The sequence below is a fragment of the Jiella flava genome (assembly GCF_017349315.1).
In the GTDB taxonomy this organism is placed as follows: domain Bacteria; phylum Pseudomonadota; class Alphaproteobacteria; order Rhizobiales; family Rhizobiaceae; genus Jiella; species Jiella flava.
Genome location: NZ_JAFMPP010000003.1, coordinates 134,584 through 153,024 on the forward strand (window position 1 = coordinate 134,584; position 18,441 = coordinate 153,024).

The following is an 18,441-nucleotide window of genomic DNA, read 5'->3' on the forward strand; positions in this document are numbered from 1 at the left end:
ACTGGACCGGGATCAGTAATGCGGCGGCTTGGTCGCTTCGGGTTTGGGCAACGCCACCTCCTCGACTGCCCCCAAACGCTCGCCGAGCGCTTGGCCGAGGTGCTGCAGCCGCTCGATCATCCGGAAGGCGCGGGTCAATTCCTCCGATAGTTCCTCGATGATGCGAGCCTGATGGGCGACCATCACCTCGAGATCCTCGATCCGGCTCGCCTCGCCGTCCTTCGGCTCGCTCATAGTAACATCTCCTCGAATTTCGATCGCATCTTCGGCCCGATCGCCACCGGTTTGCGGGTTTGCCGGTCGACATAGACGTGGACGAAGAACCCTTCGGCCGCCGCGGTGTCACTGTCGCCGCGAAACAGGGCGATCTCGTAGCGGACCGAAGAGCGGCCGAGCCGGCTGATCCCGATTCCTGCCGTAACGAGATCGGGAAAAGCCAGTTCGCCATGGTAGCGGCAGGAGGTCTCGACCACGAGTCCGATTTCCGGGCTCGCCTTCAAATCGAGCAGGCCCTGCTCGATCAGCCAGCCGTTCACCGCACTGTCGAACAGCCCATAATGCACGACGTTGTTCATATGACCGTAGACGTCGTTGTCGGCCCAGCGGGTGGTGAGGGTGCGAAACTGGCGAAATTTTGCGCGCCGGGCCGGCGCGGGCCGGGCCTGTGTCGCCGGTGGAGGCGTCCGCGTCACGTCATCTCCTTTTGTCCCCTTCGAATTTCCTATGGTCTTCGAAGGTTTGGCTGATTACTCTGACGAAAACAACGTGAGACATTCTGGACAAACATGGCCGAACCGGCGATCGAACTGATCGGCATCGACAAGAGTTTTGGTGTCGTTCGCGCCAACCGATCCATCGACCTTCGTGTCGAACGGGGCACGATTCACGGCATCGTCGGTGAAAATGGCGCCGGCAAATCGACCCTGATGTCGATCATCTACGGTTTTTATCAAGCCGATTCCGGTGAAATCCGCGTCGGCGGCAAAAAAGTCGAGATCGCCGATCCGAACGCCGCGATCACCCACGGTATCGGCATGGTGCATCAGCATTTCATGCTGGTTCACAATCTCACCGTGGTCGAGAATGTCATGCTCGGCGCCGAGCGCTCGCCGCTGCTGGGCTCCGGCATTGCCAAGGTGCGCGCGGAGCTGAAGCGGCTGGAAACGGACCACGGGCTCGAGGTCGATCCCGACGCGATCATCGAGGATCTCTCCGTCGGTCGCCAACAACGCGTCGAGATCCTCAAAGCGCTCTATCGCGGCGCCGACATTCTCATTCTCGACGAGCCGACGGGCGTTTTGACCCCGTCCGAGGCCGATCATCTCTTCGCGGTGCTGAAGCAGCTGCGCGACGAAGGCAAGACGATCATCCTGATCACCCACAAGCTGCGCGAGATCATGGCGATCACCGACACGGTTTCGGTGATGCGCCAGGGCGAGATGGTCGCCACCCGCCCCACCGCCGAAACCTCGGTCGGCGAGCTGGCCGAGCTGATGGTCGGCCGCCGGGTGCTGTTGACGGTCGAAAAGGGGCAAGCCGCCCCCGGCGGGCCGACGCTGTCGGTGACGAACCTGACGGTCAAGGATTCGCGCGGTGTTACCATGGTCGACGACGTGTCCTTCACCGTGCGCGCCGGCGAGATCGTCGGCATTGCCGGGGTCGCCGGCAACGGTCAGAGCGAACTCCTCGAAGCCTTGTCGGGCATACGCAGCGCGACGCGCGGCGAGCTGGTCCTGTGCGGGCGAGAGATCGATCCGGTGGCGGAGAACGATCCGGCCGAGATCCGGCGGATCGGCTGCGCCCACGTGCCGGAGGATCGCCACCATATGGGGCTCGTTCTGCCATTCGAGGAAAACGAGAACGCCATCCTCGGCTATCACGACGATCCGCGCTTCAACAAAGGCTGGCTGCTCGACCGCGACGCGATGCGGCGAGACGCCAGGTCCAAGATCGAGGCCTATGACATCCGGCCGGACAACTGCCGGCTGAAGACCGTCAATTTTTCCGGCGGCAATCAGCAGAAGATCGTGCTCGCCCGTGAGATGGAGCGCGATCCGGACTTGCTGTTGATCGGCCAGCCGACCCGCGGGGTCGATGTCGGCGCGATCGAATTCATCCACAAGCGCATCGTCGCGATGCGCGATGCCGGCAAGGCGGTGCTGCTGGTTTCGGTCGAACTCGACGAAATCCGCGCGCTGTCCGATCGGATCCTCGTCATGTTTGCCGGAAAGATCGTCGGCGAGCGCGGGCCGGGCGCGTCAGAGGGCGAACTCGGCCTGTTGATGGCGGGCGTCGACGGCACGGAGGCGGCAGCGTGAAGACCGCCCGAATCTCGCTCGTGACCCTCGGTGTCGCCGACGTCGCCCGGGCGGTGCGGTTTTACGAGGCGCTCGGCTGGTCGAAGGCTGCCGAAAGCGTCGAGCGCACCGCCTTCATGCTCGGCGAGGGCATCGTCCTGTCGCTGTGGCATCGTGACGACATGATCGCCGATGGCGGCGAGGGCGCGTTGCCGACGGGCTCCGGCTCGGCGGCGCTGGGGATCAATTTTGAGACGCCAGAGGCGGCGGATGCCTTTTATGCCCGGGCGGTTACGGCTGGCGCCGATCCGGTGAAGCCCCTCCAGACGGCGTTCTGGGGCGGCTATTCCGGCAATTTCCGCGACCCGGACGGTCACCTTTTCGAGGTCGCCCACAATCCCTTCTGGCGGCTTGACGCGGACGGCCGCCTCATTCTCCCATCATCTGAGGACTGACGCGCCGATGAGCCGTCCCTATGCCAAGCTGCCCGGTTGGATCGACTACGGGCTGATTCCCTTGATCAATCTGGTGGTCGCCTTTCTCGTCGCCGGGCTGGTCGTGCTCGTCGTCGGAGAGAGCCCAATCCAAGCGGCGGTCCTGATGATCCGGGGCGCCTTCGGCTACGCGGAGGGTGTCGGCTTCACCCTCTATTACGCCACCAATTTCATGTTCACCGGGCTCGCCGTGGCAGTCGCCTTCCATGGCGGGCTGTTCAATATCGGCGGCGAGGGTCAGGCCTATGTCGGCGGCCTCGGCGTCGCGGCGGTGGCGCTGTCGCTCGGCGCGATCCTGCCCTGGTGGCTGAACCTGCCGCTGGCGATCGTCCTGTCCTTCGCCTTCGGCGCGCTGTGGGCCTTGATCCCGGCCTATCTTCAGGCCAGGCGCGGCAGCCACATCGTCATCACGACGATCATGTTCAACTTCATTGCCGCCGCCCTGATGGTCTATCTCCTCGTCGGCGTGTTGAAGCCGGTCGGCTCGATGGCGCCGGAAACCCGCACCTTCGACATCGGCGGCCAGTTGCCGAAGTTGAAAGGGCTGTTTCATCTCCTCGGCTTTAATCTCGGCGGCGCACCGCTCAACGTCTCGATCTTTGTCGCGCTGGTCGCGGCCGTCCTGGTCTGGTTGCTGATCTGGCACACGCGCCTCGGCTACGAAATCCGCACCCTCGGCTTTTCGCCGCGCGCGGCCCGCTATGCCGGCATGTCGGAAACAAGGGTGATCATCGTCACCATGATGATCTCCGGCGGTCTCGCCGGGCTGATGGCGCTCAACGTCGTCATGGGGGACCAGTACCGGCTCGGCATCGACTTTCCGCAAGGGGCGGGCTTCGTCGGCATCGCCGTCGCGCTGATGGGGCGCGGCCATCCGGCCGGCATCATTCCCGCGGCGATCCTCTTCGGCATGCTTTATCAGGGCGGGGCCGAGCTCTCCTTCGACATGCCGGCGATCTCGCGCGATATGATCGTCATCATCCAAGGGTTGGTCATCCTGTTTGCCGGCGCGCTGGAAAACATGTTCCGCCCGGCGATCGGCGCGGCCTACCAGCGGGTGCGGTTCCGCGCCAGTGAGCCGACGGGTGCTCCGGTCAAGGAGGCGCGCTGATGGATTCGGCCGCACTTCTCGACCTCGTCGATTCCACCATCCGCCTGTCGACGCCGCTGCTCTTTGCCGCCTTGGCGGGGCTTTATTCCGAGCGCTCCGGCATCTTCGACATCTCGCTCGAGGGCAAGATGCTGATCGCCGCCTTTGCTTCGGCCTCGGCCGCCGCCGTCTGGGGCTCGGCCGCGATCGGCTTGTGTTTCGGCATTCTCGCGGCGGTCGCCTTCGCGCTCGTCCATGGGGTGGCCTCGATCACCTATCGCGGCAATCAGATCGTCTCCGGTGTGGCGATCAACTTCATCGCCGCCGGGCTGACGATCATTCTCGGCCAGAGCTGGTTCGGGCGCGGCGGCAACACGCCGAGCCTGTTTTCCGCCGGCCGCTTCCTGCCGGTCCATCTGCCGGGCGCCGATGCGGCGGCGAGCGTCCCTATCCTCGGGCCGATCTATTCCGGCGTCCTGTCCGGCCAGACGGCGCTCGTCTATGTCGCCTTTCTGATGGTTCCGCTGACCTGGTGGGTTTTGTTTCGCACGCGCTTCGGTCTGCGTCTTCGCGCCGTCGGCGAAAATCCGGCGGCGGTCGATACCGCCGGCATCTCGGTCACCTTCCTGCGCTACCGGGCGGTGATCATCTGCGGCGTCCTCTGCGGCTTTGCCGGCTCCTATCTCGCCACCGGTCAGGCGGCGGGCTTCACCCGCGATATGACCGCCGGCAAGGGATATATCGCGCTCGCCGCGCTGATCTTCGCCAATTGGCGGCCGGTGCGGGTGATGTTCGCCTGTCTGCTCTTCGGCTTCCTCGATGCGATCTCGATCCGGGTGCAGGGCGTGTCGTTTCCGCTCGTCGGACAGGTCTCGGTGCAGTTCGTCCAGGCGCTGCCCTACATCCTGACGGTGGTGCTGCTCGCCGGCTTCGTCGGCAAGGCGACTCCGCCGCGCGCCGGCGGCGTGCCCTATGTGAAGGAGCGATGATGGCGATCACCGACACGCTGTTTTCGGCCGCCAAGGCGGCGATGGAAAAGGCTTATGCGCCCTATTCGCGCTTTCCCGTCGGCGCGGCGATCCTTGCCGAGGACGGCCGGGTCCATGCCGGCTGCAACATCGAGGTGGTGAGCTTTCCCGAAGGCTGGTGCGCCGAGACGACGGCGATCGGCCATATGGTGATGGGCGGCGGCGGCCGGATCGCCGAGGTCGCCGTGGTCGCCGAGAAGCTCGTCGCCTGTTCGCCCTGCGGCGGCTGCCGCCAGCGGCTTGCGGAGTTTTCGACCGCTGAGACCAAGGTGCATCTGTGCGATGCGACCACCGGTGTCGTCGAGACGGTGACCATGGCCGATCTCCTTCCCTATGCCTTCGACACCGATGCTCTCGACGACAGCCTCGCCGAGGCTGGCGACGCGGGCCAGCTGTGAGCGAGGCGGCGGCCTTTTTGCGCGCCCGGATCGGCGATCTGCGGCCGGTCGCGGCGATGGTGCTCGGCTCCGGCCTCGGCGATCTCGTGGCCGCGGTCGCGGTCGACCAGCGCATTCCGTTCGCCGAAATTCCGGGCTTTCCGGTCAGCACCGTCAGCGGCCATGCCGGCGAGCTCGTGTTCGGAACGCTCGCGGGCCGCAAGGTGCTGATCGTCTCCGGCCGCGTCCATTATTACGAGCACGGCGACGCGGCGGCGATGCGCCCGGTGATCGCGGCGATCGCCGATCTCGGCATCGGCTCGATCCTGCTCACCAATTCCGCCGGTTCGCTGCGCGAGGACATCCCGCCCGGCTCGGTGATGGCGATCCACGATCACATCGCCTTTTCCGGCGCCAATCCGCTGATCGGCGAGCCGTCGGACGCCCGCTTCGTCGGCCTGACCAACGCCTATGACAAGCCGCTTGCACAAAGCATGGCGGCGGCCGCGTCCCGGCTGTCCGAGCCGCTTTCGTCGGGCGTCTACATGTGGTTTTCCGGCCCTGCCTTCGAAACGCCGGCGGAAATCCGCATGGCCCGCATCCTCGGCGCCGACGCGGTCGGCATGTCGACCGTGCCGGAGACGATTTTGGCGCGGTTCTTCGGCCTGAGGGTCGCGGCGGCTTCGGTGATCACCAATTTCGGGGCGGGCATGACCGGCGCCGAACTCTCCCATCACGAGACCAAGGACATGGCGCCGAAGGGCGGTGCGCGGCTGGCGCGGATCGTGGAAACCATGTTGGCCGATGGGGCGTTCGATGGCTGAGACCGTCGGCGGAGGAGCAAAGGATGACTGACGCGACGAGCGCGCAGCGGGCGCGGGCGCTGATCGCCCGGCTCGATCTCACCAATCTGGCGGAGGACTGCACCGAGGCCGATGTCGCCGCGCTCTGTGTCCGGGCCGAAACCGCCGCCGGACCGGTGGCCGCGATCTGCATCTGGCCGGATTTCGTCGGCTTTGCCCGCCGCGAATTGTCGGCGCGGATCAAGGTGGCAACGGTGGTGAACTTTCCCCTGGGCGGCAGCGATGTCGAGGCGACGCTGATCGAGACGCGCCGGGCGATCGCCGACGGGGCGGACGAGATCGATCTCGTCATCGCCTATGACCGGCTCGCCGATGACCCGGGCTTCGTCGAGGCGCAGGTGCGCACGATCCGCGCGATCTGTGGCCATGCGCGGCTGAAGGCGATCCTGGAAACCGGCAAGCTCTACGATGAGGCGACGATCCGCAGCGCCTGCCGCGCGGCGCTCGCCGGCGGCGCGGATTTTCTCAAGACGTCGACCGGCAAGGTCGAGGTCAACGCCACCCCCGGTTCGGCGAAAATCCTGCTCGAAGAGATCGCCAAGGCCGGCGGTACGGTCGGGTTCAAGCCGGCCGGCGGGATCAAGACCTTCGAGGATGCCGACGGCTACATGCGGCTCGCCGAGACGATCTGCGGCCTCGACTACCCGGCGCCGGAGCGCTTCCGCCTCGGCGCCTCGGGCGTTCTGGCCGATCTTCTGGCGATTGCGCAAGGAGCCGAGCGGCCGGGCGGCGGGGCCTCCTACTGATGCTGCCGCAGGAGGTCATCGCCCGCAAGCGGGACGGTCTGACCCTTTCCGCAGGCGAAATTCGTGATTTCGTCACCGGCTTTGCCGATGGCACCGTCGGCGACGCGCAGATCGCCGCCTTCGCCATGGCGGTGATCTTTCGCGGGCTTGCCCGCGAGGAGACCGTCGCGCTGACCGAGGCGATGCGCGATTCCGGCGCGGTGATGGCCTGGCCCGGCCTCGACAAGCCGGTGGTCGACAAGCATTCCACCGGCGGTATCGGCGACAATGTCTCTTTGATGCTGGCGCCGATCCTGGCGGCGTGCGGGGCCGCCGTACCGATGATTTCCGGCCGCGGACTCGGCCACACCGGCGGGACGCTCGACAAGCTGGAGGCGATCCCCGGCTATCGGGTGGTGCCCGATAACGCGACCTCTCGCCGGACGGTGAGCGAGGTCGGCTGCGCCATCGTCGGGCCGACCGCCGAACTCGCCCCGGCCGATGGCCGCTTCTATAGGGTGCGCGATGTCACCGCGACGGTGGAATCGGTGCCGCTGATCGTCGCCTCGATCCTGTCGAAGAAGCTCGCCGAGGGGCTGTCGGCGCTGGTCCTCGACGTCAAGACCGGCTCCGGCGCCTTTATGGTTGAAGAAGCCGCCGCTCGCGATCTCGCCGAGCAGCTCACCTCGGTCGCCAACGGCGCGGGGCTGAAGACCCGGGCGCTTCTGACCCGTATGGATCAGGCGCTGGCACCCTGTGCCGGGAATGCGGTGGAGGTGAAGAACGCCATCGACTTTCTCACCGGCGCCCATCGCGACAAGCGGCTCGAAGCGGTGACGCTGGCGCTCGCCGCCGAGCTGTTGACGCTATGCGGCCTGGCCGGTGACATCGACGCGGGGCGAGCGATGGCCAACCGAGCGCTGGATGGCGGGGCGGCGGCGGAGCGTTTCGGCCGCATGGTCGCCGCGCTCGGCGGGCCGACGGATCTCATCGAGCGGGTCGGCGATCATCTGCCACGGGCGCCGCTGCTGCGCCCGGTCGCAGCGGCGGGGGGTGGGGTGGTGCAAACCGTCGACGCCAGGGCGCTCGGCCTCGCCGTGGTTGAGCTGGGAGGCGGCCGACGGCTGCCCGAGGATCGGATCGACCCCGCCGTCGGTTTGAGCGCGTTGGCCGCAATCGGCCAGAGACTTGCTCCAGATGAACCGCTGGCGCTCGTTCATGCGCGCGATGAGGCCGGCTTCGAGCGTGCCGCAGCGCGGGTTCGGGCTGCCTACCGTTTGGCAGAGGCGGTGCCGCCAGCCCTGCCGCCGGTGCTGGAGCACATTAGAGCATGGTGCCGAAAAGTTGCATGACTTTTCGGGTCACATCATGCGGCAAAACAATGGCTTAGAGCGGAATGGCGATTCCAGTTTATCGCATTCCGCTCTAGCTGAGCCGTCAGTTGCGCAGCGTCAACGCGCCATTTTCCACCGAATAGCCTTTCAGCCGCTGCAAAAAGCTCATGCCGAGCAGCGCGCGGGGCAGAGCAACCCCTTTGATCACCATCGCATCGACGTCGCGAAGGGTGATTCCACCGACGGCCACCGCGTCTATCGAGGCCCGGGCGGCACGTGCGACGCCGTTGGCCGTCTGCACTGGCTGAACAAAATCGCTCGCCGCCGGTCGGATGCCGAGCCGGTCAGCGGTATCCTCGTCGAGCGCGACGACGCTCGCGCCGGTATCGACGATCACCGGAACCGCCTGGCCGTTCATCGCCACGTCGGTCATGAAATGGCCGGAGCGGTCGCCGGTGATGCGGATCTCGCTGGCAAGGGCGGGTGCGGCGGCTTCGACCACGTGCGGCGCCGGACGAACGATCTCCGGTGTGCCAGCGGCGATCTCGCTTTGATAGCGCTCGAACAACGACGGGGCCGCCAGCGCCGCGACCGAGGCAACCACCAGCAAAACCAGGTAATTGTGCATCGCGCACCTCGTATCCCTGCCGCGTCGGGGCGAAAGCCTAGCGTCGTGAGCCTTTCCTTGCCGTTAAGCTATGTTGAGCAATCTGCCCGATCACGTCGCGCAAGCTTTTGCTTCCGTCCGGGATCGGCGCTATGGACGAATCGGAAGACACCGGGAGGGCCGCACGCTTGGCCGACGACGAAAGCGCCGAAACCTTCGATTATGTCATCGCGGGGGCCGGCTCGGCCGGCTGTGTGCTCGCCAACCGGCTCTCGGCGGATCCCGGGCACCGGGTTCTCCTGCTCGAGGGCGGCGGCAAGGACAACTGGATCTGGTTCCATATCCCGGTCGGCTATCTTTTCGCCATCGGCAATCCGCGCTCCGACTGGATGTTCAAGACCGCAGCCGAACCGGGGCTGAACGGCCGTGCGCTCGCCTATCCGCGCGGCAAGACGCTAGGTGGGTCCTCGGCGATCAACGCCATGATCTATATGCGCGGCCAGGCTGCCGACTACGACCACTGGCGCCAGCTCGGCCTTGTCGGCTGGGGCTGGGACGACGTCTTGCCGGTGTTCAAGCGGGTCGAGGATCACGGCGACGGGGCGAGCGCGTTCCATGGCGCCGGCGGTGAGTGGCGGGTCGAGCATCCGCGTGTCAGATGGCAGATCCTCGACAAACTGCGGGAGGCCGCCGCCGAGGCGGGGATTCCGAAGATTGCCGACTTCAACACCGGCGACAACACCGGCTCGTCCTATTTCCAGGTCAATCAGCGCAGCGGCCGGCGTTGGAGTGCCGCGCGGGGGTTTTTGAAGCCAATCCTGAACCGTCCCAATTTGAAGGTCGAGACCGGCGTCTCCGTCGATCGGGTGGAGATCCGGGACGGCCGCGTCGTCGCCGTCCATTACCGCAAGGACGGAGCGATGCACCGGGTCGCGGTGCAAGGCGAGGCGGTGCTGTCGGCCGGCGCCATCGGCTCGCCGCTGATCCTCGAACGTTCAGGCATCGGCGACGGCGCCCGCCTCGCCGGCCACGGCATCACGGTCGTCCAGCATCTGCCGGGCGTTGGCGAAAATCTCCAGGATCACCTGCAGATCCGGCCGATCTATAAGGTCGACGGCATCAAGACCCTCAACACCGAGTACTGGAACCTCTTCAAGCGGGCGATGATGGGCGTCAATTACGCGCTGTTTCGCAAGGGGCCGCTGACCATGGCGCCGAGCCAGGTCGGCGCCTTCGTCAAATCCTCGCCGGACTATGCGACCGCCAATCTGGAATTCCACTTCCAGCCGCTTTCCCTCGACGACTGGGGGCACGGCCTGCACCGCTTCTCGGCCTTTACCGCCAGCGTCTGCAATCTGCGGCCGACCAGCCGCGGCTCGGTCCATGCCTCGGGGGCGGCGATCGAGGATCCGCCGGATATTCGCCCGAACTATCTGTCGACCGATGCCGACCGGCAGGTCGCGGTGGATTCGCTGAAATGGGCCCGCCGGATCGTCGCCCAGTCGGCGCTCGCCTCCTATCGGCCGGAAGAGTTCAAACCCGGCGCCCACATCGCCTCGGATGAGGACATGTTGGTCGCGGCGGGCGATCTCGGCACCACCATCTTCCATCCCGTCGGCACCGCCAAAATGGGAACGGCCGACGATACGATGGCCGTCCTGGACGCGCGGCTTCGCGTTCGCGGGATCGAAGGGTTGCGGGTGATCGACGCCTCGGTGATGCCAGCCATCACCTCCGGCAACACCAACTCGCCCACCATCATGATCGCCGATAAGGGCGCGGAGATGATGCGTCAGGATGCCAAGGGATCCCCAGATATGACGTTACGGTAAAAGGTTCGGCTTCGGACAAGGCCCATCTGCTTTCTGAGCATTTGCCTGCATCGATCGGTCGCAGGCGACAGCGCAGCGGAGATGGGCATGCCGAAGACCGCCCTTTCGCCGGAACAGGCGATCCGGAAGGTGAAGAGCTTCGTCAAGACTGGCAACGCCGAGAAGGCGTTGGTTCTGTGCAACGCGGTTCTCGAACGCTTTCCGGACAACCGTCGGGTGATTAGCGAGATTGATGCGATTGCCCGGCGCGCCGGCGCGGAGGGTCAGGGCACGGTCTTTCTCCAGGCGCAGATCGTCAAGCTGGCCGCCCATTATCACGCGGGGCGCTTCGATGACGTTGTGACATTGGGCGAGGCATTGTTGCGGGTGGCCCCCGGGACGGCGCTGATCCATAATCTCGTCGGTGCCGCGTTGCAGGCGCTCGGGCGTCACAGCGAAGCGGTGGAGGCGTATCGTGCCGCTCTCACCCACAAGCCCGACTATGATGAGGTGCAGCGCAGTCTCGGAGACGTCCTTGTCAAACTCGAGCGCTACGGCGAGGCGTCGGCGGCGCTCGACGCGGCGATCGCGGCACGTGGCGAGGAGGCGGAGACGTTGACCTGGCGGGGCGACGCGCTGTCGGGTCTCGGCCGCGATGCGGAGGCGCTTGCCGCCTATGATCGGGCGCTGGAGGTCAATCCCAAGCATGCGATCGGCTGGAACGCGCGCGCCCTGTGCCTGGAGCGTCTTGGCCGGATCGACGAGGCCGTCGCCAATCTGCGCAAGGCGCTGGAGATTTTGCCGGACTATATCGCCGCGCGGCTCAATCTCGCCCGTGTCCAGACCTTTGAGGAGATCGATCAGGACGTCGCCCAGATGGCGAAATGGTGGGCCGGTGCGACATTGTCTCACGACGATCGGATGATTCTCGGCTTCGCCCTCGGCAAGGCCTATGACGATATCGGCGAGGTCGACAAGGCCTTCGCCGTGCTGCGCGAAGCCAACCGTCTGCGCAAGCAAGCGCTCGGCTACGACATCCAAGCGCATAAAGATCTCGTGGCGACTGTCGCCATGCTGCATCGCGAGCGTTTGGCCGATGCGGCCAGCTGGTTTCAGCCCGAGGACCAAATCGCCCATCGGCCGGTCTTCATCATCGGCATGCCGCGTTCGGGCACGAGCCTCGTCGAGCAGATCCTCGCCAGCCACTCGGCCGTCTTCGGGGCGGGCGAATTGTCGGTGCTCGACAAGGCGGTGCGGCCGGCGCTGCCGCTCCTTGCATCCGAGGATATCGCTCTTCGACGGCAGGCGCTGCGGGCCATTCGCGACGCCTATGCGGGCTTTCTCGCCGGCTTTGCAACCGATCGGCCGCTGATCAGCGACAAGATGCCGGTCAATTTCCTCTGGGCCGGGATCATCCACGCGGCCTTTCCGGAAGCCATTTTGATCCACACCATCCGCGATCCGGCGGCCGCGTGCCTGTCGAATTGGAAGCACAATTTCACCGATGACGGCCTCGGCTTTTCCTTCGATCTTGAAGACGTTGCGCGCTTTCACCGGCTGAAGGACGCGCTGATGGCGCTCTGGCACGCTGCGATGCCGGGTCGGATCTATGATCTGAACTATGAACGGCTGACCGAGAACCAGGACGGCGAGACCCGGGCGCTGCTTTCCCATTGCGGCCTCGACTTCGAGGCCGCCTGCCTGGACTTCCACAAGACCGAACGCTCGGTGCGCACGGCGAGCGCCCGCCAGGTGCGCCAGACGATGTATCGCGGGAGCTCCGAGGCCTGGCGCGCCTATGAGGCTTATCTCGGCCCGATGCTCGACATCTTGAACGGGCCGTTGCCGCGGATCTGACCGCCGCGTTGCCTGCGAGGGTCAGGGCTGTTCAGCGGCTTGCCGATCGGCGAGGGCCATCATCGGGGACAACAGGACGATCACGCCGAGCAGGCCCGCCATGGCGAGATAGACCGTCGAGAGGCCGACATGATCGGCCAGGAAGCCGATGATCGACGGCGCCATCAGCCCGCCGGAATAGCCGATCGCGGTGGCGATGGTGATGCCGGTGCCGTCCGGCAGCCCCTTGACGTTGCCGGCGGCGGAAAAGGCGATCGGGACGATATTGGCAAGGCCGATTCCGGCAAGCGCAAAGCCGAACAGCGCGGCGAGGATGTGGCCGGCAAGGCCGGCGACGATCAGGCCGCAGGCCGCGACCACGGCGAACAGCCGCACGGTTTTGACCGCGCCGAGCCGGTTGCGGATTCCGTCTCCGAAAAAGCGGAAGGTCGCCATGGTGATGGAAAAGGCTGCAAGGCCGAAGCCGGAGGCCGCAATGTCGGCGTTGAGTTCGGTTCGAAGGTAAAGGGCGCTCCAATCGATCGCCCCACCCTCCGGCAACATGGCGAGGAGGGCAAAAAGGCCAATGGTGAACGCGCTGATCAGCCCCGCGGCTTGCACGGCAGAAGCCCGCTTCGGCTGAGCGCCGCCGGCGACAACATTGTCGGCGGTAGGCCCATCGCCGGCCGCATCGCGGTCATCGCGGGCCATGCGCTGGACGAAGACGAAGCAGGAGAGGATCACCGCCGCGACGATCCCGGCATGGGCGGCGGGGCCGAAGGCGGCGATGATCGGTCCGCCGAAGCCTGACCCGACGAAGCCGCCGATCGACCAGAAGCCGTGGCTCGACGACATGATCGCCCGGTCCATATGCCGCTCGAGCGTGATGGCGCCGGCATTCATCGCCGCATCCATGCCGCCGAAGGCCGCCCCGAAGAGGAAGATCGCGACGACAGCCATCGCCAGATCCGGCGCCAGAATGAGGCTCGGAAAAGCAACGGCCGCGGCGAAATGGGTGACAAGCAAAGGTGGGCGGGAGCCGACGCGGCCAATCGCCCGGGCGATCAGCGGCATCGTCAAAATCCCGCCGAGCCCGAAGACGAAGATCAACAGGCCGATGGTCTGGGCGCTGATGTCGAGGCGAGCGGCGAGCACCGGCACCTGCGGTGCCCAACTGCCGATGCCGAAGCCGTTGACGAAGAATGCCAGCGCCACCGCGCGCCGGGCGGGTGGGAATTGCTGGCTGAGGATCGGGCGTGCATGCGTTGCGGGGGACGTTGGGGCCGTCATCGGGAACTTTGGGCTGGTGAGGATCTGGCGCCTTTGACGCCGGGGCGCCGACGGTTGGATGGTGATTAGTCGCTTGCGGTTTGCTCCGCCACAGGTCGATCGGCTTGGGGCGGTTCGGCGGGACGCTCCGCTGAGCGGGCCGCGGCGTCGGCTTGCAAGCGATAAAGGGTAACGATCCGCTCGGCGAAGGTCTGGGCGCTGTCGACGAGCAGTCGGCGGGCGCCGACGAGGCCGCGTTCGCGCAGCTCGTTTTGGCGTCGATCGAGGAGGGCAAAAAGCCGCGACAAGGCGGCGTCGTTGCCGAAGCCTGCCGGATCGGCCCGGACCGCTGCCCGCAAAACAGCGAAATCGTGGTCGCGCCCGAGATCGTCCGAGACCGCCTTGGCCGTCTCGATCAGCGGCTTGGTCTGTTCCGGCCAGGCCGGGGCGAGCAGCCGCAGATGCATCCAATGATATTTCATCCGCTTGCGCAATTCGTGGAGGTCGTCGGCGTCGCGGGTCTTCGTCGCGCGCTTCAAGGCTTTGCGGGCTCGGCCATAGGTCTTGGCGGCGCCGGCCGCGAGGATCCGGCTCGCCTTTTTCGCCGAATGGGTGCCGCCATCGATGTTGAACGCCTCGATCTTGGCACGGGCCTGTTCCAGCGCGGTGAGTACTGGCGGAATCGCCTCGGTAAGGTTGCCGCCCTCTTGCGTCTCCGCATCGCGCATCGCGGTGAGTTGCCGGCGCACCGAGGCGAGCGGCGAGGGCGTCTCCAACGGGCTGGAAAAGCTTTCCTCAAGGTCGTCAAAGGCCTCGATCAGCGCTGCCTTGTCGCGCATGCCCGAAAGATGTTTGGCACCGTCGCGAAAGGCGGCGTTGAGCTCGGCATAAAGCGCTTCGTCGCTTGGACGGATCAGCCGGATTAGGCCGCGCAGCTTCTTGAAGCGCTTGCGGGCTTCGTGGATTGCGGCATGAACGTCGCCATCGGTTTGGCGCAGATCGGCCAGGGCGCGGTCGATCTGCGCCGCCGCGATCTTGCGAAACTCGGCATCGAGCGGGCGAGTGGGGCGGATCTGATAGGCCAATGCGTCGGGTCTTTCGGTCAGCGGGGCGATGTCAGCCGGATGGCAGGCCGTGAAGGGAAAGGCTGCGGTTGAGATAGCGTGGATCGCCGCTGACTTCTTTCCCGAGAAAGCGGGGCCGGGTGAACGCCTCGGCTTCGTCAGACAGTTCGATCTCGGCAACGATGAGGCCGGTGAGCCCGCCATGGAAGACGTCGACCTCGATGGTGTGCGGTCCGTTCGGGACGAAATGCCGGGTCTTCTCGATCAAACGGCCGACCGCCGAGGCGCGCAGAGCCTTCGCATCGTCGAGCGGGATGTCATATTCGAATTCGCCGCGATCGATGCCGTCGCCGGTCTTCAGCGTCAGGCGGGCGAACTGACGGTCGACGATCCGGACCCGGCAGGAGCGATCCGCCTCGGCGAAGAGGTAGAATTGCGAGAAGGCGTTGGAGCGGGTCGCAAGCGGGAGCCAGCTCTCATCGGTGACCAGGAATTTCCGTTCGATCTCGCGCCCCATGTCTCCCCACGTCGTCGGTCACGACCTCAGGCCGTCGAGGCTTGTCACCGATCGAAACGGTTGCAGCGTCGAGCAGCCGCATGGGCAGATAGCGCGAGCGATCCGAATGGTTACCATCGGCGTCTCGCCGGACTGGCTCGGCCCGCAATCGCGATGGTCGGCCTTAGGGCGCCCAGGCGAGAAAGTTGGCCAGCAGGCGCAAGCCGAGGGTCTGGCTTTTTTCCGGATGGAACTGGGTGCCGGCAACATTCTCCCGCGCGACCATCGCGGTGACCGGTCCGCCATAAGTCGCCGTCGCCACCATCGTCTCCGGATCGGTGGCGGCGAGGTGATAGGAGTGGACGAAATAGGCATGAAGCCCCTCCGGGCCGGTCTCGATGCCGGCCAAAAGCGGGTGGTCGACGCGTTTTTCGATGGTGTTCCAGCCGATCTGCGGAACCTTCAATGTGGGATCGGCAGGCTCGATCCTGACGACGTCACCCGGTATCCAGCCAAAGCCTTCGGTAACGGCTTTCTCCAGCCCCCGCTCAGACATCAGTTGCATGCCGACGCAGATGCCGAGAAACGGCCGGGCGCGGGTCTCGACCGTTTCTGTCAACGCGTCGATCATGCCTGGCACGGCGGAGAGCCCCGCCCGGCAGTCCGCATAGGCGCCGACGCCCGGCAGGATCACCCGGTCGGCTGCGCGCACGATCTCAGGGTCGTCGGTGAGAACGACCGCCACATCGTGACCGCCCTCGCGTGCGGCCCGTTCGACCGCCTTGGTCGCCGAACGCAGATTGCCCGAGCCATAGTCGATGATCGCGACACTCGTCATGCTCTACAGCCTTCCCACCGGTTTGCGTCGCCCGCCGGGAACCCGCGCCAGCTCGACGCCGGGCCGGTTCCACCGTTCCGCCCAGCCTTCCACCTTCGCGGTGCGCTCGATTTCCGATCGCAGGCGCTCCGCATGGTCGCCGGCAACGAAGGGCGAGCGGGGGGCGGTGGGGTTGACCCGGGTGATGGCCGTCGCCTGGACGGGCTGGTCCCCGTCGATCGCGCCCTGTTCCGGCGCCGAGGGCGATGCGTCCTTCGCTAAATCTTCGGTTTGATCCTCGCCACCAGGCGATGGCGATACTGCCGGCGCCGAGGGCGATGCCGGGCTTTCGGAGACATTGAAGGTCGAAGATGCGGCAGGTGTCGACGGCGGCGAGGGCTGCGTCGGCAGGTCGGTCGGCACGGCGTGATAATAGATCAGCTCGGCGTCATCGGTGTCCTCCGCCTCGAAGATCGCCGCGTCCTGCCAGCCCTTTTTGCGCAGATCGGCGGCTCTGAGATGCGGGCCTTCGAGACCGATGAGGACCGCCAGCAGCAGCGCGATGATCGCCGCGCTCGTCTGAAAGCCCGCAATCATGCCGATGAGATTGGCGATCACGATTCCGGCGAGGCTCAAAAGGCCCCATCGCCAGAGGCCGTGGCGGAACATCCAAAGAAAGGTAAAAAGGAAAGCGAAGACCGAGAAGCGGTCGCGCACGAAGACCGCTTCGCCGCTCGGCGCGGTCGCTTCCGGGGGTTCGAAGACGAGATAGCGTGTCACCCGCGCGGCGCCTCCCTGCGCCGTGTTATGCCAACAGGCCCTTGGTCGAGGGCACCAGGTCGGCCTGACGTGGATCGATCTGGATGGCGTCGCCGAGCACCCGCGCAGCCGCCTTGAAACAGGTCTCGGCGACGTGATGGGCATTGGCGCCGTAGAGATTTTCGACATGCAGCGTCACGCCGGCATTCTGGGCGAGCGCCTGGAAGAATTCGCGCACCAGCTCGGTGTCGAAGCTGCCGATCTTCGGCCGCGAGAAATCGGCCTTGAACACCAGGAACGGCCGGCCCGACACGTCGATCGCGGCCCGGGTCAGACACTCGTCCATGGCCAGATCTAGCGACGCGTAACGGCGGATTCCGCGGCGTTCGCCGAGCGCCTGGCGAATGGCCTGGCCGATCGCGATGCCGGTATCCTCGACGGTGTGATGATCGTCGACATGCAGGTCGCCATCCGTGGCGATCTCCATATCGATCAGCGAATGCCGGGAGAGCTGCTCCAGCATGTGATCGAAGAAGCCGACGCCGGTGGCGATCGTCGAGCGGCCGGTGCCGTCGAGATCGACCTTGACCTTGACCTTGGTTTCCTTGGTCGCCCGTTCGACCACGGCGTCGCGACGCCCGGCGGTTTGAGCCATGTTTCCAGAGCCCTTGATGGTGGATGTTTGCCTGTGTCGGCTTCTACGCTGGATCATCGATCGTGAAAAGCCGTGTGTCGCAAGAGCGTCGCGATCGGTCGGCGGGCGTGGCTTTCGCGCCGACCGTGATCGTCGGCGATGAGGCTGTGCGGTGTTCGTCTGGCCGAAGAAATCGGCCTGAAAGCCTGCGCGTCCGACGCTCGCCGGCTTGGCAAGCGCTGCCTTTGGGCCCACATGGGAGACGCAATCGACGGCCGGCCGGCTGCCGCGATGGGTTCGAGTGGCCGGCTTTCGTGAAAAGGAAGCGCGATGAATTTCGAAACGCACGATCCCGACAAGATCTACGGCACCACCATCGTCACCGTGCGCAAGGGTGGCAAGGTGGTGATCGCCGGCGACGGTCAGGTCTCGCTCGGCAACACGATGATCAAGGGCAACGCCCGTAAGGTGCGCCGGATCGGCAAGAACGGCCAGGTGATTGCCGGCTTCGCCGGCGCGACCGCCGACGCGTTCACCCTGTTGGAGCGGCTCGAGGGAAAGCTCGAGCAATATCCCGACCAGCTGATGCGGGCCTGCGTGGAACTCGCCAAGGATTGGCGCACCGACCGCTATCTGCGCCGGCTGGAGGCGATGATGATCGTCGCCGACCGTTCGGTGACGCTGACGCTGACCGGTACCGGCGACGTTTTAGAGCCGGAGGGCGGGCTGATGGCGATCGGTTCGGGCGGCAATTATGCGCTGGCGGCAGCGCGGGCGCTGTCGGATACGGAGTTCGGCGCCGAGGAGATCGCTCGCCGGGCGATGAAGATCGCCGCCGAGATCTGCATCTATACCAACGACAATCTGGTGGTCGAAAGCCTCGACGAGGCGTCGTGAGCCGCGCCGCACCACGCGGATCACAATCAGGCACTGCTGTGAA

The 18,441-nt window shown here is 65.8% G+C and carries 20 protein-coding genes; 11 read left to right on the plus strand and 9 right to left on the minus strand.

The genetic code is table 11. From position 1 onward, the window contains the following. Positions 1 to 12: 12 nt before the first annotated feature. Both J1C48_RS05330 and J1C48_RS05335 read right to left on the minus strand, forming a co-directional pair. Positions 13 to 234: a SlyX family protein gene (locus J1C48_RS05330; RefSeq protein ID WP_207256755.1), complete on the minus strand. Its 222-nt coding sequence runs from the start codon at positions 232 to 234 to the stop codon at positions 13 to 15. Further along, the gene (locus J1C48_RS05335) at positions 231 to 692 is read right to left on the minus strand and encodes an acyl-CoA thioesterase (protein WP_231081609.1); all 462 of its coding nucleotides are present in this window, start codon (positions 690 to 692) and stop codon (positions 231 to 233) included. Before J1C48_RS05335 ends, J1C48_RS05330 begins: the two co-directional genes overlap by 4 nt. Positions 693 to 785: 93 nt before the next feature. Here J1C48_RS05335 and J1C48_RS05340 point away from each other — a divergent pair, with 93 nt between their 5' ends. Genes J1C48_RS05340 through deoA form a run of 8 tightly spaced genes read left to right on the plus strand, consistent with a single transcriptional unit; the run spans position 786 to position 8,226 of the window. Beyond that, positions 786 to 2,318, plus strand: a complete 1,533-nt coding sequence (locus J1C48_RS05340; RefSeq protein ID WP_207256756.1) for an ABC transporter ATP-binding protein — start codon at positions 786 to 788, stop codon at positions 2,316 to 2,318. Further along, entirely contained in the window at positions 2,315 to 2,752 is a 438-nt protein-coding gene (locus tag J1C48_RS05345) for a VOC family protein (protein WP_207256757.1), read from the plus strand. The genes J1C48_RS05340 and J1C48_RS05345 overlap by 4 nt, the downstream gene beginning before the upstream one ends. A 7-nt stretch (positions 2,753 to 2,759) precedes the next feature. After that, complete coding sequence (locus J1C48_RS05350) at positions 2,760 to 3,902, plus strand: ABC transporter permease (RefSeq protein WP_207256758.1); 1,143 nt, start codon at positions 2,760 to 2,762, stop codon at positions 3,900 to 3,902. Then, positions 3,902 to 4,870, plus strand: a complete 969-nt coding sequence (locus J1C48_RS05355; RefSeq protein ID WP_207256759.1) for an ABC transporter permease — start codon at positions 3,902 to 3,904, stop codon at positions 4,868 to 4,870. Before J1C48_RS05350 ends, J1C48_RS05355 begins: the two co-directional genes overlap by 1 nt. Continuing rightward, complete coding sequence (locus tag J1C48_RS05360; protein WP_210345325.1) at positions 4,870 to 5,307, plus strand: cytidine deaminase; 438 nt, start codon at positions 4,870 to 4,872, stop codon at positions 5,305 to 5,307. The genes J1C48_RS05355 and J1C48_RS05360 overlap by 1 nt, the downstream gene beginning before the upstream one ends. After that, positions 5,304 to 6,110 (plus strand): purine-nucleoside phosphorylase, encoded by an 807-nt coding sequence (locus tag J1C48_RS05365; protein ID WP_207256760.1) that lies wholly within the window; start codon positions 5,304 to 5,306, stop codon positions 6,108 to 6,110. The genes J1C48_RS05360 and J1C48_RS05365 overlap by 4 nt, the downstream gene beginning before the upstream one ends. A gap of 23 nt (positions 6,111 to 6,133) precedes the next feature. After that, on the plus strand, positions 6,134 to 6,895 hold the full coding sequence (gene deoC, locus J1C48_RS05370) for a deoxyribose-phosphate aldolase (RefSeq protein ID WP_207256761.1): 762 nt from the start codon (positions 6,134 to 6,136) through the stop codon (positions 6,893 to 6,895). Continuing rightward, the gene (gene deoA, locus J1C48_RS05375) at positions 6,895 to 8,226 is read left to right on the plus strand and encodes a thymidine phosphorylase (RefSeq protein ID WP_207256762.1); all 1,332 of its coding nucleotides are present in this window, start codon (positions 6,895 to 6,897) and stop codon (positions 8,224 to 8,226) included. Before deoC ends, deoA begins: the two co-directional genes overlap by 1 nt. A gap of 85 nt (positions 8,227 to 8,311) precedes the next feature. On the opposite strand, the gene J1C48_RS05380 is transcribed toward deoA, so the two are convergent. Continuing rightward, entirely contained in the window at positions 8,312 to 8,836 is a 525-nt protein-coding gene (locus tag J1C48_RS05380) for a retropepsin-like aspartic protease family protein (protein ID WP_207256763.1), read from the minus strand. Positions 8,837 to 9,003: 167 nt separating this feature from the next. Here J1C48_RS05380 and J1C48_RS05385 point away from each other — a divergent pair, with 167 nt between their 5' ends. Together J1C48_RS05385 and J1C48_RS05390 are read left to right on the plus strand one after the other, a co-directional pair. Continuing rightward, positions 9,004 to 10,647 carry a GMC family oxidoreductase gene (locus tag J1C48_RS05385; protein ID WP_231081608.1) on the plus strand — a complete coding sequence of 548 codons (1,644 nt, stop codon included), beginning with the start codon at positions 9,004 to 9,006 and terminating at the stop codon, positions 10,645 to 10,647. Between the two features lie 87 nt (positions 10,648 to 10,734). Continuing rightward, the gene (locus J1C48_RS05390) at positions 10,735 to 12,483 is read left to right on the plus strand and encodes a tetratricopeptide repeat-containing sulfotransferase family protein (protein WP_207256765.1); all 1,749 of its coding nucleotides are present in this window, start codon (positions 10,735 to 10,737) and stop codon (positions 12,481 to 12,483) included. Positions 12,484 to 12,504: 21 nt separating this feature from the next. On the opposite strand, the gene J1C48_RS05395 is transcribed toward J1C48_RS05390, so the two are convergent. The 6 genes from J1C48_RS05395 to hisB form a co-directional block, all read right to left on the minus strand. Next, positions 12,505 to 13,752, minus strand: a complete 1,248-nt coding sequence (locus tag J1C48_RS05395) for an MFS transporter (RefSeq protein WP_207256766.1) — start codon at positions 13,750 to 13,752, stop codon at positions 12,505 to 12,507. A gap of 65 nt (positions 13,753 to 13,817) precedes the next feature. Next, positions 13,818 to 14,816 (minus strand): CHAD domain-containing protein, encoded by a 999-nt coding sequence (locus J1C48_RS05400; protein ID WP_207256767.1) that lies wholly within the window; start codon positions 14,814 to 14,816, stop codon positions 13,818 to 13,820. A gap of 31 nt (positions 14,817 to 14,847) precedes the next feature. Further along, positions 14,848 to 15,312 (minus strand): CYTH domain-containing protein, encoded by a 465-nt coding sequence (locus J1C48_RS05405; protein ID WP_207256768.1) that lies wholly within the window; start codon positions 15,310 to 15,312, stop codon positions 14,848 to 14,850. Between the two features lie 163 nt (positions 15,313 to 15,475). Next, positions 15,476 to 16,129, minus strand: a complete 654-nt coding sequence (hisH, locus tag J1C48_RS05410; RefSeq protein ID WP_207256769.1) for an imidazole glycerol phosphate synthase subunit HisH — start codon at positions 16,127 to 16,129, stop codon at positions 15,476 to 15,478. Positions 16,130 to 16,132: 3 nt separating this feature from the next. Then, entirely contained in the window at positions 16,133 to 16,888 is a 756-nt protein-coding gene (locus J1C48_RS05415) for a DUF2628 domain-containing protein (RefSeq protein ID WP_207256770.1), read from the minus strand. A gap of 25 nt (positions 16,889 to 16,913) precedes the next feature. Then, positions 16,914 to 17,522 carry an imidazoleglycerol-phosphate dehydratase HisB gene (gene hisB, locus J1C48_RS05420; RefSeq protein ID WP_207256771.1) on the minus strand — a complete coding sequence of 203 codons (609 nt, stop codon included), beginning with the start codon at positions 17,520 to 17,522 and terminating at the stop codon, positions 16,914 to 16,916. Between the two features lie 309 nt (positions 17,523 to 17,831). Here hisB and hslV point away from each other — a divergent pair, with 309 nt between their 5' ends. Continuing rightward, positions 17,832 to 18,398 (plus strand): ATP-dependent protease subunit HslV, encoded by a 567-nt coding sequence (gene hslV, locus J1C48_RS05425; protein ID WP_207256772.1) that lies wholly within the window; start codon positions 17,832 to 17,834, stop codon positions 18,396 to 18,398. Positions 18,399 to 18,441 lie beyond the last annotated feature (43 nt).